Origin of the sequence: Klebsiella sp. KTE92, from assembly GCF_000398905.1 — a bacterium.
GTDB lineage: Bacteria > Pseudomonadota > Gammaproteobacteria > Enterobacterales > Enterobacteriaceae > Klebsiella > Klebsiella variicola.
This window is the reverse complement of record NZ_KB976100.1, coordinates 650,876-665,984: the sequence shown is the minus strand read 5'-3', so window position 1 is coordinate 665,984 and position 15,109 is coordinate 650,876. Positions and strand designations below refer to the sequence as shown.

The following is a 15,109-nucleotide window of genomic DNA, read 5'->3' as shown; positions in this document are numbered from 1 at the left end:
ATGATTAATTCGCCTCGTGTTTGCGTTCAGGTGCAAAGCGTCTATATCGAATCGCAGTCTTCTCCGGAAGAAGAGCGTTACGTCTTCGCTTATACCGTCACCATTCGCAATCTGGGGCGGAGTCAGGTTCAGCTGCTTGGCCGCTACTGGCTCATCACTAACGGCCACGGTCGTGAGACTGAAGTTCAGGGTGAAGGGGTGGTCGGCGAGCAACCACATATTCCCGCTGGCGGTGAATATCAATATACCAGCGGCGCGGTCATCGAAACGCCGCTGGGAACCATGCAGGGTCATTATGAGATGATCGATATCGACGGCTCGCCGTTCCGTATCGAGATCCCTGTGTTCCGTCTCGCAGTTCCAACGCTCATTCATTAAAACAATGTCAACATACCTTATTGGCGACGTTCACGGTTGCTACGATGAACTGATCGCATTATTAGCGCAGGTTGAATTCGACCCGAGCACCGATACGCTATGGCTGACCGGCGATCTGGTGGCCCGTGGCCCGGGGTCGCTGGAGGTCCTGCGCTATGTCAAATCTCTGGGCGACAGTGTGCGACTGGTGCTGGGCAACCATGATCTCCACCTGCTGGCCGTCTTCGCCGGTATCAGCCGTAACAAGCCGAAGGATCGTCTGAAATCCCTGCTGGAAGCCCCGGATGCCGACGAGCTGCTCAACTGGTTGCGTCGCCAGCCGCTGCTGCAGGTGGATGAAGAGAAAAAGCTGGTGATGGCCCACGCGGGCATCACGCCGCAGTGGGATCTGGAGACCGCCCAGCAGTGCGCGCGCGATGTAGAAGCGGTGCTCTCCAGCGACTCCTACCCTTTCTTCCTCGATGCCATGTATGGCGATATGCCGAATCACTGGAGCAACGAGCTGAGCGGTCTGGCGCGCCTGCGCTTTATCTCTAATGCTTTTACCCGCATGCGCTACTGCTTCCCCAACGGCCAGCTGGATATGTATTCGAAAGAGGCGCCCGAGGACGCCCCGGCGCCGCTTAAGCCATGGTTTGCCATTCCTGGCCCGGTCAGCAATGCTTACAGCATTGCCTTTGGCCACTGGGCTTCACTGGAGGGACGCGGTACGCCGGAGGGGATTTACGCCCTGGATACGGGCTGCTGCTGGGGCGGGGAACTCACCTGCCTGCGCTGGGAAGATAAGCAGTACTTCACCCAGCCGTCGAACCGCCAGAAAAGCCTCGACGAAGGCGAAGCCGTCGCGTCCTGAGTCTTCCCGGATGGCGGCGCGTTGCGCCTTATCCGGGCTACATTGCCTTGCGATTTGTCGCCCCGGGCAAGAACGGCGGGCGCGGAGCCACTTTTGTGTCGGGTGGCGGCTAACGCCTTACCCGACCTACATTTCCTTGCGATTTGTCGCCAGGACAGCGCTCCCGAAAGACGAGGCCCGCGGCGGGGAACATGACGAGATACTGAGTGCGCCTTCGTCGCGGAATTCACGCAAAAGAAAACCCCGGTCACGCCAGGCGCGACCGGGGTTTTTTCATTGCTATCCTTCCCGCTTAACGGCGTTCGAGGATCTCAAAGCAGTAGCTGTGGGAGTTCTGCGCGTCAGCGTCATGAAACTCGCTGAACACCGACTCCCACTCGTCCGGGTCGTAATCCGGGAAATGGGTATCGCCTTCCACTTCCGCATCAATGTGCGTCAGATAGAGCTTATGCGCTTTCGGCAGGAACTGCTCATAAACGCGGCCGCCGCCAATCACCATAATCTCTTCCACATCGCCGCAGGCAGCAATCGCTTCCTCCACTGAGGAGACCCACTGCACGCGATCGTCGCTGCCGGGTTTGCTGCTGATCACGATATTTTTACGCCCCGGCAACGGGCGCCCAATGGATTCCCAGGTCAGACGCCCCATCACCACCGGCTTATTTAACGTGTTGCGTTTGAACCAGGCGAGATCGGCAGGCAGGTTCCATGGCATGGCGTTTTCCATACCAATGACGCGATCTACCGCTAACGCCGCAATCAGACTGATCATTCATTCATTCCCGAGTGCAAAAAATTGTCGCCACTATACGGAAAGCGTACTACTTCGTCGACTGGCCGGAAGGTAAAGAATAAGAAAATTTTCTGATTTGCTGGCAAGCCCACGTTCACACCGTGGGCCGCCAGAACCGGTTCTAAACGGAAAACAAAATGTTACTGACGAGCGTCAGGCTGAGGGCTTATTTTCCGGCTCATCGGCAATATCCCCGGTGTGCCTGCCCTCTTCCGTCCCCTGCCAGCCGTGACGCTGCACCAGCGACAGATGATGACGATCTTCGTTGATGATGCCGGTGAGCATATCGCTGGTCCGCTTGAAGACCGCCACCCGCGACGCCGCGTCGTTTTCCGCCATCGCCACCATCTCTTCGACCATCTGCAGGTTGAAGCGACGGAACAGATCGGCCCGCTCGCGGGCTTCATAGGCGCCGAGTCCCAGCGCCTCCAGCGTCATTCGGCCGGACTTCAGCGCCGCCTCGAAGGTTTCACGCTCCGGCGCCTCGACGCCAGCCTGGCGCAGCTTGATGTAATGATCGACATCGCGGGCGCGGGAGATGATCTGCAGATGCGGAAAATGCTCTTTTACCCTTTCCACCAGCTCAAGGCTGACGTGCGGATCGTCTATGGCATTGATCAGTACTTCCGCCTTTTCGGCGCCGGCCGATTCCAGCAGGTCGACCCGGGTGGCATCGCCGTAGAAAACCTTCATATCAAATTTGCGCAAGGTATCAACATGATCCGGGTCGTGATCGAGGATAACCATCTTCACCCCGCTGGAGAGCAACAGTCGCCCGGCAATCTGCCCGAAGCGGCCAAAGCCGGCAACAATCACCCGCGGCTGCTCTTCATCAATCTCGTCAGCATCCCGCGCCTGGCCGCTGGCCGATTTCTCCAGACGGGTCAGCAGGACCAGCAAGACCGGCGTTGCCGCCATCGACAGCGCCACCGCCAGGGTCAGCGCCTTAGCCCATTCGCCGTCCAGCACATCCGCCATCCGCGCGGCGCCAAAGACCACAAACGCGAACTCGCTTCCCTGCCCCAGCAGCACCGCAAACCAGCGGCGCTGGGCGCGCGGCACGCCCAGCGGCCTGGCGATAAGCCACAGCATCAGCATTTTTATCGCCAGGAAACCGACCAGCAAAATAACGATACGCAACGGATGGGTCACGAGAGTGCCGAAGTCAATCGACATGCCGACGCCGATAAAGAACAGCCCCAGCAGCAGCCCTTTAAACGGCTCGATATCGCTCTCCAGCGCATGACGATACTCGGAGCTGGCCAGCAGCACCCCGGCGAGAAACGCCCCCATCGCCATCGACAGCCCGACTTCCTCCAGCAGCAATCCAAAGCCGAAGACCAGGAACAGCGCCACGGCGCTGAACACTTCGCGCAGGCCGGAACGGGCGACAAAGCGCAGCAGCGGACGGGTCAGATAGCGCCCCAGGGCCACCACCAGCGCCAGCGCCGCGGCCACCTTCAGCGCGGAGAGGGCAAACGCCACCAGCGAGGTGGCGCCGCCGCTGGCCGCCAGCAGGGGGATCATCGCCACCAATGGGATCGCCGCGATATCCTGGAACAGCAGCACCGCGAAGGCGCTCCGCCCCATCTGCGACACCGTCAGATTGCGCTCATTCATCGCCTGCATCGCAATGGCTGTGGAAGAGAGCGCCAGGGTCATGCCTATCAGCTCGGCCACCTGCCAGCGCAGGCCCAGCAGCATGCAGAACAGACCGATCAATACCCCGCAGGCTACCATCTGCAGCGCGCCGCCGCCGAACACCGAGGCGCGTAGCTTCCACAGCCGCTGCGGATCCAGCTCCAGACCAATCACGAACAGCATCAGCACCACGCCGATCTCGGCAAAGTGCAGAATCGCCTCGGCGTCAGTCACCAGCCGCAGCCCCCACGGGCCGATAATACAGCCAGCGATCAGATAGCCCAGCACCGACCCCAGCCCCAGGCGGACGGCGATGGGCACAATCAGCGCCGCGGCGCCCAGGTAAATCAGCGCTTGTATCAGCGTATGGCTATCCATTCTGGTGTGCCTCCTGCCAGTCGATTAAGCGTTGACGATAATGGCGGGCCTGCGCCTGCAGCGTTTCGTCATCGCAGATAAAAGTGCAGTGCATGGCGAACGGCGGCAGCCATTTCATTCCGCAGTAAAGCGCGGTTGCCTGCAACGGCTGCGCCAGCACCGGAAAACCGGGGAATGAGCCGATGTCGAAGTGGCTTTCACCGCCGCCGGTGGTCACCGCCCACATCAGCGATTTACCGCGCAGGGCAATACCGTTGTGACCATAGGCCCAGCCGTGCGCCAACACTTTGTCCATCCACAGCTTGAGCAGCGGCGGTACGCTATACCATTGCATAGGGTGCTGCCAGATAACCAGATCGGCACGGGCCAGCGCCGCCTGCTCGGCGGCGACATCGATATTAAAGTCGGGATAGAGTTGATAGAGGGAGCGTATCTCTACGCCTTCAAGCGTCCCTGCCTGTTCAAGCATTCGCTTATTCGCATGAGAATGCTGCGGATAAGGATGCGCATAAATTATCAGAATCATTGATTGGCCTGCGTTTGCTCTTGTCGTAATCAGCAAGAGTGTAGACAGTTAAGCCAACCGCTTACAATGATAACTGTGATTTATGTCGCAGTGGGTTACGCATTTCGGGGTTGATTCTTGATCGCCACATCAGAATCGCTGTCGACCAGATCGCATTGCTTCGGTAGCAGAAAGGTCATTGTGCCGGCGATAATCAACGAACCGGCCAGGGCGCAGACCGCCACATTCTGGCCGTAGAGATACATCATCACGCCCACCAGATAGGGGCCACAGAATCCGCCGAGATTGCCCAGACCATTGATCACCCCGCGTGCGCTGCCCGCCACCTCCGGCGAAGCGATACGCCCCGGCATCGACCAGAACGGACTGGTAGCCGATTTGAGAAAGAAACCGCAGATCACCAGTGCGATATAGGCCGCCACCATCTGGTCGCGGAGCACTACCGACGCCACCAGCGCTGCCGCAAAACTGTAGAGCGAGAAGCGAACCCACAGACGACGCTTACCGCTGTGGTCGCTGAACAACGAAATCACATAGATCCCGGCCAGCGTGGCGACAAACGGCAGCACCGCCAGGAAGCCAACGCTGGCCATGTTGCCGCCGGTTAACCCCTTCAGAATGGTCGGCAGCCACAACGTGTAGCCATAATCCCCGGTCTGGTAGAAAAAATTGAGGATCACCAGCTTCATCAGTCCGGCATTACCAAACACATCCTTCACCGGGGCCTTGCTGACTGGGGCTTCGGCCTGCTTCGCCGCACGCTCGGCGGCCAGGGTGGTCACCAGATAGTCACGCTCGCGGGCGGGCAACCAGTGGGCCTCTTGCGGACGGTCGCTGATCATAAACCACCACACGACCAGCACCACCAGCGACAACAGCCCTTCGATGATAAACAGCCAGCGCCAGTCAAGCGCCGCAATAATGGCGCCGGAGACCGGCGCGGTGAGCATGCCGCCGAGCGGGGCAAACATCATCACAAACGCGTTCGCGCGACCCAGCTCTTTTTCCGGAAACCAATTGCTGACCATGGTCAGCACTACCGGCAGCATTCCCCCTTCCGAAACCCCGAGAATAAATCGCAGCACCAGCAGTTGATATTGATGAGTCACAAACCCTGTCGCCACGGAAACGATAGCCCAGGCTACCAGCGACCAGGCAATAAATTTTTTACCGCTGCCGTTAACCGCAATTCGCCCACCGGGAATTTGCAAAAATAAATAACCAATAAAAAAGATACCACTGGCCACGCCGGCCATTTGGCTGGTAATGCCTAAATCGGCCTCCATGCCGCCTGGCAGGGCAAAGCTAATATTAACCCGGTCCATAAATGACATAATGCAGGCAATTAACACCGGCACAATGATACGCAGCCAACGGGTGCTGGGAATTTTCTCGTTCATATATTTGCACTCTCTATGCAGAGGTTATTGTTTTGATTGAGATCGCGCGGGTACAGAAATAAAAAGCTAATTAATCGATAGCGTTTGGCAGCGCTGCGCCGGCAAACCAGGCGGCGACGTTAGCAAAAACCACTTCGCTCATTTTCTGTCGTGTTTCCTGCGTGGCGCTGGCGACATGCGGCTGCAGCACCACGTTATTGAGGGCGATCAGCGCCGCCGGGACCTGGGGTTCCTGTTCGAAAACATCGAGCCCGGCCCCGGCGATAACGCCGTTTTGTAACGCGTGGATCAACGCCTTTTCATCCACCAGCGAACCGCGGGCAATATTGATAAGCCAGGCATGCGCCGGCATCACGTTAAACACCGAGGCGTCGATGATGCCGCGGTTCGCCTCGCCGCCGGATGCGGCAATCACCAGAAAATCGCTCTCATGCGCCAGGGTATGCAGGTCGGCACACCACTGATAATCGAGGCCCGCTATCTTTTTACGGTCGGTATACAGCACCTGCATATCAAAACCCCGCGCCCGGCGGGCGATCGCCTGGCCAATATTCCCCATACCCAGCAGGCCGATACGCTTCCCGCTGACCTGAGTCGCCAACGGCATACCACCGCTCAGCCAGCGTCCCTCGCGGACAAAGCGATCGCCCTGACAGAGCTGACGGGAACCGGCCAGCAGCAGCCCCATCGCCAGGTCAGCGACATCATTCGTCAACACCCCGGAGGTGATGGTGACGGCAATTTGCCGCGAGCGGGCATACGCCAGATCCACCGCATCGGTACCGACGCCGAAGATGGCAATCAGCCCAGCCTGAGGCAGCAACTCAAGGACGCTGTTTGCTACGCCGACGTCGCCGCGAGTGACCACGACGGCAATGTTCTCTCCTTGCTCACGCAGAAAGGCGATCGGATCGTCCTGCTCGTAGAGACGCAGCAGCGGGAAATGCTCCGCCAGCTGCCGCTGCAGGGTTTCAATTACGGGGGCCACTAAAAGGACGGCGCGGGGAATAACACTCTTCATCAGATCACCTGTTTGACGTTTGGTTACGACGGTAGCCACTATCAAACGGGTTTTTATCGGGGGATTTTGCGATCTGTATCACGCCGAATCGTGTTAAAAATGCGTGTTACCGGACGCGTGATCGTGAAGACAAAACGGCGACCAGACAGGCGATGGACCGCGCGCGCATTAACCTTTCGCTAACACACGACAGGCGCTGGCTGGTGGCCGTTAAATCGTTTCGCCCATCGACAGGCGGTAGTGGAGGTCCACTTTTTCAATGGTGGGCAGTCCTTTGATTTTCTTTATTAAAATCTCTGTCGCCACCTTACCCATCTCGAAGCGCGGCGTCAGGACGCTGGCCAGCCGGGGAGAGACGATCTGGCCGATCTCCAGGCCATGAAAGCCCGCGATAGCCAGCTCCTGGGGCACGCTGATACCGGATGCCAGGCACTCCTGTAACACGCCCACCGCCAGGTCGTCATTAGTGCACAGGATACCGTCCATATCGGCGTACATTTGCCGCGCCAGGGTCATCATGCCGGTGCCAATGGAAACCGACGAGACTTTATTCGGCGAAATGCGACCCACCGCCAGCCCGGCACTCTCCATCGCCCGACAGTAGCCCAGATAACGCTGCTCGTCGCGGACGTCGGACATCGAGCCGAAGTAGATGATCCGTCGTTTACCGCTGGCCAGCAGCATGGTGGTCATATCGAAGCCGGCCTGGAAGTTATCGAATCCGACGTTGATGCGTCCTGGATTCTCCGCCAGCCCCATCACTTCGGCGATCGGGATCTTCGCGGCATTCAGATACTTGTCCGCCCGCAGGGAGTGCACCGACTCGGTCAGCAGCAGTCCTTTCACATTAAATGCCAGCACGGCGGCAATCTGCTCCTCTTCACGCTGGCGATCGTAGTCGTAATTCACCACCAGCGTCTGGTAACCATGCCCGGCGGCGACAGATTCGATGCCGGCCAGCAGATCGGCAAAAATTTGATTATGAAAGGAGGGAATGAGTACGCCAATCCGCGGCACGGCGACGCTGGTCATCGCCGGATTATCCGGGTCGGGCTGATAGCCGATCTCCGCTATCACGCTGGCAATACGCTCCGCCGTCTCCGGTTTCACCTTTTCCGGGGTGCGCAAATAGCGGCTAACGGTCATCTTGGTTACGCCAGCCAGCTCGGCAATATCATGGAGAGTAATGCGTTGTGCTTTCATCTGTGTGTCCGCCAAATACCTGACTGCTTCAGGCCATTATGCCTGTCGGGGGGGCAAAAGAGAATGCCAGTCCGTAGCCGTTAACCTGTTGAGTCAGCGAGATTTACCGGCAGCGTCACGTTTAAAGTAACCCCTTTTTGTAACACGGTTCCGAGTGATCTTCATCACAGTTTCCCCCGGTAAAAATCCGTGAGATAGGGCACAGGTTTTCTTCAGCCGCTAATCAGGATATCGAGATGAACGATCTTTTCAGCTTACAAGGTAAACGCATTTTAATTACGGGCGCAGGACAGGGGATCGGTTTTGTCATGGCTCAGGGTCTGGCGCAATATGGCGCAGAAATCATTATTAATGACCTTTCTGCCCCGCGAGCGGACGATGCGGTGATGAAGCTCCGCGACGAAGGCGCCACCGCCCATGCTGCGGTATTTAACGTGACCGATGCCGAGGCCGTTGAAGAAGCCATTGCCAATATCGAAGCGCATCTTGGCCCGATTGACGTGTTATTCAATAACGCCGGGATCCAGCGCCGCCACCCGTTTACCGAATTCCCGGTGCAGGAATGGAATGACGTGATTTCAGTTAACCAGACGGCGGTATTTCTCGTCTCTCAGGCCGTCGCGAAGCGCATGGTTGACCGCCAGCAGGGAAAAATCATCAATATCTGCTCCATGCAGAGCGAGCTGGGGCGCGACACCATCACCCCCTACGCCGCCGCCAAAGGCGCGGTGAAGATGCTAACCCGCGGAATGTGCGTTGAGCTGGCGCGGCACAACATTCAGGTCAACGGCATTGCCCCGGGCTACTTTAATACGGCGATGACCCGGACGCTGGTTGAGGATAAGGCGTTTACCGACTGGTTATGCAAACGCACCCCTGCCGCCCGCTGGGGCGATCCGCAGGAGCTGGTCGGCGCTGCCGTCTTTTTATCGTCAAACGCGTCGAATTTCGTCAACGGCCATCTGCTGTTCGTTGACGGCGGCATGCTGGTCGCGGTCTGAGAGAAGGAGCGCATGATGGCAGGACAATGCATTATTTTGATGGGCGTCTCCGGAACCGGCAAATCCACCGTCGGTCAGGCATTGGCCCACGCGCTGGGAGCGAAATTTATCGACGGCGACGACCTTCATCCACGCAACAATATCGTCAAAATGGCCACCAGCCAGCCGCTGAATGATGAGGATCGTCAGCCGTGGCTGACGCGTATCGCCGACGTCATTTTCAGTCTTGAGCAGAAAAACGAGTCAGGTGTATTGGTCTGTTCCGCATTAAAAAAGCGCTATCGCGACCGCCTGCGTGAGGGGAACGCGAAGCTACGCTTCCTATGGTTGACCGGGGATTATGACTGCATTTTGCAGCGAATGCGCCAGCGTAAAGGCCACTTTATGCCAGAAGCGTTACTGCGTAGCCAGTTTGCCGCCCTGGAGACGCCAGACGCCAGTGAAAGCGATGTTCTGGCCGTCGATATTACCCCCGACATCGCCAGTATTGTCGCTCACTCATTAACGTTACTTCATTCGCAACAACCGCAGAGGATCCCGGCATGATTATCGATACCTTAACCGCCGCCGCCGAAAATGAGCTCTATCCGCCGGTGATCCGCCAGGCGCTGCAGGCCGTGTTACAGCAACAACCGCACGCGCTGCCGCCGGGGAAATATACCGTCGAGAGTGATAATGTGTTTTTTACCGTCGTCGAAGGCCATACCCGGCCGCTGAGCGAGCAACGCCCGGAATATCATCGTCAATATCTCGACATTCACATTGTGCTGAAAGGTGAAGAGATCATCGGTGCCGGGAATAAAGGGCTGCCGGTCGTTGAAGATGGTCACTTCAACACGACGCAGGATATCGGTTTCTGTCAGGCTATCGACAGCGAAACGCTGATTCATCTCTACCCGGAAGAGCTGGCGATCCTCTTCCCTGGCGAATTACACCGCCCGATGGCCTGCCTCGAACAAGGCGCAGCGTTGCGTAAAATCGTGGTTAAAATCGATCGCGCGCTACTGTAACGCGATCGTTCGGCCCCGCACACTCCCCGCGGGGCCTGGGATAACCATTAGTTATCCAGCTCATCCATGGACTTCACCTGGTCGCGGTTAATCTGCTCCACGCGGCCGGTTTCGGCATTTTTGTATGAGACGAGGCCGGTGTCATCATCCACCTGCGGTTTGCCGCTGGTGACAATGGTCTTGCCATCGGTGGTTTTGATCGACTGATTCGATGAGCAGCCGGCCACGAACATGATTGCCGTCGCTGCCAGTGCGGATGCCACCAGAATATTGTTCCGCATTGTATCCTCCTGTCTTTTCATCAATAGGTATCGTTATGGTGCTCACTATAGTTAGCCTGACCCGACAGGTGGTTAAAAGCAGAACTCTCCGAAGATGACTGCAGCCAAAAAAAAGGGCTGACGATGTCGTCAGCCCTGGTTTGTTGCTCTCCGGCCAGGCCGGCGCGCTTATTTGGTGATTTGCGCGTGCATTTCCTGAACCGAAATCACCTTCTCGGTGGCGTCAGCGTTCAGCGCCATCGCGGTGGCAAAGCCGCCGTTCAGGGTGGTGTCGTAATGCACCTTGTACTGCAGCGCGCTGCGGCGAATCAGCTTGGAGTCTTCAATCGCCTGGCGACCTGCGGTGGTGTTGATGATGTAGGTGTATTCGCCATTCTTGATACGGTCCTGAATGTGCGGACGACCTTCATGCACCTTGTTCACCAGACGCGGGTTGATACCGGCTTCGCCCAGCACAATCGCCGTACCGTGGGTCGCATCCAGCTCAAAGCCAAACTTCAGCAGCTTCGCCGCCAGGTCAACCACGCGCTCTTTATCGCCTTCGCGGACGGAGAGCAGCGCGCGGCCCTGTTTCTTCATGGTTGAGTTGCTGCCCAGCTGCGCTTTGGCGAACGCTTCCGCGAAGGTACGACCCACACCCATCACTTCCCCGGTAGAGCGCATTTCAGGCCCTAACAGCGGGTCAACGCCCGGGAATTTGTTGAACGGCAGAACCACCTCTTTCACCGAGTAGTACGGCGGGATGATCTCTTTGGTCACGCCCTGCTGCGCCAGCGTCTTACCGGCCATTACGCGCGCCGCGACTTTCGCCAGCGGGACGCCGGTGGCTTTGGAGACGAATGGTACGGTACGCGCCGCACGCGGGTTCACTTCAATCAGATAAACTTCGTTATCTTTCACCGCGAACTGGACGTTCATCAGGCCGCGAACCTGCAGCTCGAAAGCCAGCTTCTGCACCTGCTCGCGCATCACATCCTGAATTTCCTGGCTCAGCGTATACGCTGGCAGGGAACAGGCTGAGTCGCCGGAGTGTACGCCCGCCTGCTCGATATGCTCCATGATGCCGCCAATCAGCACCATCTCGCCATCGCAGATGGCGTCGACATCCACTTCAATCGCGTCGTCGAGGAAGCGATCCAGCAGTACCGGTGCATCGTTGGAGACGCTAACCGCGGTCTGGAAGTAGCGGCGCAGATCCTGCTCGTCGTAAACAATTTCCATCGCCCGGCCGCCGAGCACGTAAGACGGACGAACCACCAGCGGGTAGCCAATCTCTTTCGCTCTCTCTACCGCCTGCTCAATGGCAGTGACGGTGGCGTTCGCCGGCTGCTTCAGCTTCAGACGGTCAACCGCATGCTGGAAGCGCTCACGGTCTTCCGCGCGGTCGATAGCGTCCGGGCTGGTGCCGATAACCGGTACGCCTGCGGCTTCCAGGGCGCGCGCCAGCTTCAGCGGCGTCTGGCCGCCGTACTGGACGATAACGCCCTTCGGCTTCTCGATGCGCACGATTTCCAGCACGTCTTCCAGGGTCACCGGCTCGAAGTACAGACGGTCGGAGGTGTCATAGTCGGTAGACACGGTTTCCGGGTTACAGTTGACCATGATGGTCTCGTAACCGTCTTCGCGCAGCGCCAGAGAGGCGTGTACGCAGCAGTAGTCAAATTCGATACCCTGGCCGATACGGTTCGGGCCGCCGCCGAGGACCATGATTTTATCGCGGTCAACGGACGGGTTGGACTCACACTCTTCTTCATAAGTGGAGTACATGTAGGCGGTATCGGTGGCGAATTCGGCGGCGCAGGTGTCCACGCGCTTGTAGACCGGATGCAGGTCATACTGGTCGCGCAGCTTGCGAATTTCCGCTTCCCGCACGCCCGCCAGTTTCGCCAGACGCGCATCGGCAAAGCCTTTACGCTTCAGGGTACGCAGGAAGTCGGCGTCGAGGCCGTTGATGCCCACTTCCACCACTTTCTCTTCCAGACGCACCAGCTCTTCAATCTGCACCAGGAACCAGCGGTCGATATTGGTCAGGTTGAAGACGCCGTCTACCGAGAGGCCGGCGCGGAAGGCATCCGCGATGTACCAGATACGCTCGGCGCCAGCGTCTTTCAGCTCGCGGCGAATTTTAGTCAGCGCTTCCGGGTCGTCGAGGCTCACTTTCGGGTCGAAGCCGGTGGCGCCCACTTCCAGGCCGCGCAGCGCTTTCTGCAGCGATTCCTGCTGGGTGCGGCCAATGGCCATCACTTCGCCGACGGATTTCATCTGGGTGGTCAGACGGTCGTTCGCGCCAGCGAATTTTTCGAAGTTGAAGCGTGGAATTTTGGTGACCACGTAGTCGATGGACGGCTCGAAGGAAGCCGGAGTGCGGCCGCCGGTGATGTCGTTCATCAGCTCGTCAAGGGTGTAGCCCACTGCCAACTTGGCCGCCACTTTAGCAATCGGGAAGCCGGTGGCTTTCGAGGCCAGCGCCGAAGAGCGGGAGACGCGCGGGTTCATTTCGATAACGATCAGGCGACCGTCTTTCGGGTTCACCGAGAACTGCACGTTTGAGCCGCCGGTTTCCACACCGATTTCACGCAGGACCGCCATCGAGGCGTTACGCATGATTTGGTATTCTTTGTCGGTCAGGGTCTGCGCCGGGGCAACGGTGATGGAGTCGCCGGTATGGATCCCCATGGCATCGAAGTTTTCAATCGAGCAGACGATGATGCAGTTGTCGTTCTTATCGCGCACCACTTCCATCTCGTACTCTTTCCAGCCGATCAGCGATTCATCGATCAGCAGTTCGTTGGTCGGAGAGAGATCCAGGCCGCGTTCGCAGATTTCTTCGAACTCTTCGCGGTTATAGGCGATACCGCCGCCGGTGCCGCCCATGGTGAAGGACGGACGGATAATGCACGGGAAGCCAACGTCGGCGGCAACCGCCAGCGCTTCTTCCATGGTGTGGGCGATGCCGGAGCGCGCGGTGTCGAGGCCGATTTTCTTCATCGCCACGTCGAAGCGACGACGGTCTTCCGCTTTATCAATCGCGTCCGCAGTGGCGCCGATCATGGTCACGCCGAACTCTGCCAGCACGCCCTGACGTTCCAGCTCCAGCGCACAGTTCAGCGCGGTCTGGCCGCCCATGGTCGGCAGCACGGCATCCGGGCGCTCTTTTTCGATAATTTTACGTACCACTTCCCAGTGAATCGGCTCGATGTAGGTCGCATCAGCCATTTCCGGGTCGGTCATGATGGTCGCCGGGTTGGAGTTCACCAGAATAACGCGGTAGCCCTCTTCACGCAGGGCTTTACAGGCCTGCGCGCCGGAGTAGTCAAACTCACACGCCTGACCGATAACAATCGGGCCCGCGCCCAGAATCAGGATACTTTTTATGTCTGTACGTTTTGGCATTGCTCTTTTACTCCTGATTATTTCGCGGACTGACGGTAGAGCTCAATTAACTCGATAAAGTGGTCGAACAGCGGCGCGGCATCATGCGGCCCCGGGCTCGCTTCAGGGTGCCCCTGGAAGCTAAACGCCGGTTTGTCGGTACGATGAATGCCCTGCAGGGTGCCGTCGAACAGCGACTTGTGGGTCACGCGCAGGTTGGCCGGCAAGGTGGCTTCGTCAACCGCAAAACCGTGGTTCTGCGCGGTGATCATCACCACATTGTTATCAATATCTTTCACCGGATGGTTGCCGCCGTGGTGGCCGAACTTCATCTTAATGGTCTTCGCACCGCTCGCCAGCGCCAGCAGCTGATGGCCAAGGCAGATACCGAATACCGGAATATCGGTCTCAAGGAATTTTTCAATCGCGTCGATAGCGTAATCGCACGGCGCCGGGTCGCCTGGGCCGTTAGAGAGGAAAATACCGTCCGGATTCATTTTCAGCACGTCTTCGGCAGAGGTCTGCGCCGGCACCACCGTCAGGCGGCAGCCGCGGTCCACCAGCATGCGCAGGATGTTGCGTTTCGCGCCGAAGTCATACGCCACAACGTGGAACGGCAGCTCGCTTTCCGCTTTCGCTTCCGGCAGGTCGCCCGCCAGAGTCCAGCTGCCCTGCGTCCAGCTGTAGGTTTCTGCGGTGGTCACTTCCTTCGCCAGATCCATGCCGTTCAGACCCGGGAACGCTTTCGCTTTCTCCAGCGCCAGCTGAGCATCCGGGCTGTCGCCCGCGATGATGCAGCCGTTCTGCGCCCCTTTCTCACGCAGCAGACGCGTCAGCTTGCGGGTATCGATATCGGCAATCGCCACGATGTTATGGCGCTTCAGATAAGAAGAAAGATCTTCAGTATTGCGGAAGTTGCTGGCAATCAGCGGCAGATCGCGGATCACCAGACCCTGCGCGTGTACCTGAGAAGATTCTTCATCGGCGGCGTTGGTGCCGACATTACCAATATGAGGATAAGTAAGAGTGACGATTTGGCGGGAATAGGAAGGATCAGTGAGGATTTCTTGATAACCGGTCATTGAAGTATTGAAAACGACTTCCCCAACCGCCGTGCCGGTTGCCCCGATGGCCCGACCGTGAAACTGGGTTCCGTCTTCCAGAACCAATAGCGCTGACTTAATCAAAACACCCTCCAGAGAATATCCACTCACTTTATTTGCATATTAATTCATAAACACGATCTGAATCA

General features: G+C 58.1%; 14 protein-coding genes. 5 read left to right on the top strand and 9 right to left on the bottom strand.

From position 1 onward, the window contains the following. Both apaG and apaH read left to right on the top strand, forming a co-directional pair. Positions 1-378, top strand: coding sequence for a Co2+/Mg2+ efflux protein ApaG (gene apaG, locus A1WC_RS21800; RefSeq protein ID WP_016160282.1), 378 nt, complete (start codon positions 1-3; stop codon positions 376-378). A gap of 4 nt (positions 379-382) precedes the next feature. After that, positions 383-1,231 carry a bis(5'-nucleosyl)-tetraphosphatase (symmetrical) ApaH gene (apaH, locus tag A1WC_RS21805; protein ID WP_008807475.1) on the top strand — a complete coding sequence of 283 codons (849 nt, stop codon included), beginning with the start codon at positions 383-385 and terminating at the stop codon, positions 1,229-1,231. Between the two features lie 292 nt (positions 1,232-1,523). Here the strand turns inward: apaH and folA are convergent, their stop codons facing one another. The 6 genes from folA to A1WC_RS21835 form a co-directional block, all read right to left on the bottom strand. Beyond that, positions 1,524-2,003 (bottom strand): type 3 dihydrofolate reductase, encoded by a 480-nt coding sequence (gene folA / locus A1WC_RS21810; RefSeq protein WP_008807476.1) that lies wholly within the window; start codon positions 2,001-2,003, stop codon positions 1,524-1,526. Between the two features lie 174 nt (positions 2,004-2,177). Next, positions 2,178-4,043 carry a glutathione-regulated potassium-efflux system protein KefC gene (gene kefC, locus A1WC_RS21815; RefSeq protein WP_012542877.1) on the bottom strand — a complete coding sequence of 622 codons (1,866 nt, stop codon included), beginning with the start codon at positions 4,041-4,043 and terminating at the stop codon, positions 2,178-2,180. After that, a complete protein-coding gene (kefF, locus tag A1WC_RS21820; protein WP_008807478.1) occupies positions 4,036-4,569 on the bottom strand; it encodes a glutathione-regulated potassium-efflux system oxidoreductase KefF in 534 nt (177 codons plus the stop codon). Before kefF ends, kefC begins: the two co-directional genes overlap by 8 nt. 95 nt (positions 4,570-4,664) lie before the next feature. Beyond that, complete coding sequence (locus tag A1WC_RS21825; protein WP_012968954.1) at positions 4,665-5,969, bottom strand: MFS transporter; 1,305 nt, start codon at positions 5,967-5,969, stop codon at positions 4,665-4,667. 70 nt (positions 5,970-6,039) lie between these two features. Next, positions 6,040-6,990 carry a 2-hydroxyacid dehydrogenase gene (locus A1WC_RS21830; protein WP_016160281.1) on the bottom strand — a complete coding sequence of 317 codons (951 nt, stop codon included), beginning with the start codon at positions 6,988-6,990 and terminating at the stop codon, positions 6,040-6,042. Between the two features lie 210 nt (positions 6,991-7,200). Then, the gene (locus A1WC_RS21835) at positions 7,201-8,193 is read right to left on the bottom strand and encodes a LacI family DNA-binding transcriptional regulator (RefSeq protein WP_016160280.1); all 993 of its coding nucleotides are present in this window, start codon (positions 8,191-8,193) and stop codon (positions 7,201-7,203) included. A gap of 236 nt (positions 8,194-8,429) precedes the next feature. On the opposite strand from A1WC_RS21835, the gene idnO reads away from it, so the two are divergent. Genes idnO through A1WC_RS21850 form a run of 3 tightly spaced genes read left to right on the top strand, consistent with a single transcriptional unit; the run spans position 8,430 to position 10,204 of the window. Next, on the top strand, positions 8,430-9,194 hold the full coding sequence (idnO, locus tag A1WC_RS21840; RefSeq protein WP_008807482.1) for a gluconate 5-dehydrogenase: 765 nt from the start codon (positions 8,430-8,432) through the stop codon (positions 9,192-9,194). Between the two features lie 15 nt (positions 9,195-9,209). After that, entirely contained in the window at positions 9,210-9,740 is a 531-nt protein-coding gene (locus A1WC_RS21845) for a gluconokinase (RefSeq protein WP_016160279.1), read from the top strand. Further along, positions 9,737-10,204 carry a YhcH/YjgK/YiaL family protein gene (locus tag A1WC_RS21850; protein ID WP_008807484.1) on the top strand — a complete coding sequence of 156 codons (468 nt, stop codon included), beginning with the start codon at positions 9,737-9,739 and terminating at the stop codon, positions 10,202-10,204. The genes A1WC_RS21845 and A1WC_RS21850 overlap by 4 nt, the downstream gene beginning before the upstream one ends. A 47-nt stretch (positions 10,205-10,251) precedes the next feature. On the opposite strand, the gene A1WC_RS21855 is transcribed toward A1WC_RS21850, so the two are convergent. From A1WC_RS21855 to carA, 3 genes are all read right to left on the bottom strand, one after another. Then, complete coding sequence (locus tag A1WC_RS21855) at positions 10,252-10,485, bottom strand: YgdI/YgdR family lipoprotein (protein ID WP_002888059.1); 234 nt, start codon at positions 10,483-10,485, stop codon at positions 10,252-10,254. A 168-nt stretch (positions 10,486-10,653) separates the two neighbouring features. Continuing rightward, entirely contained in the window at positions 10,654-13,878 is a 3,225-nt protein-coding gene (gene carB, locus A1WC_RS21860) for a carbamoyl-phosphate synthase large subunit (RefSeq protein ID WP_008807485.1), read from the bottom strand. Between the two features lie 17 nt (positions 13,879-13,895). Further along, positions 13,896-15,044, bottom strand: coding sequence for a glutamine-hydrolyzing carbamoyl-phosphate synthase small subunit (gene carA, locus A1WC_RS21865; protein ID WP_012542883.1), 1,149 nt, complete (start codon positions 15,042-15,044; stop codon positions 13,896-13,898). Positions 15,045-15,109 lie beyond the last annotated feature (65 nt).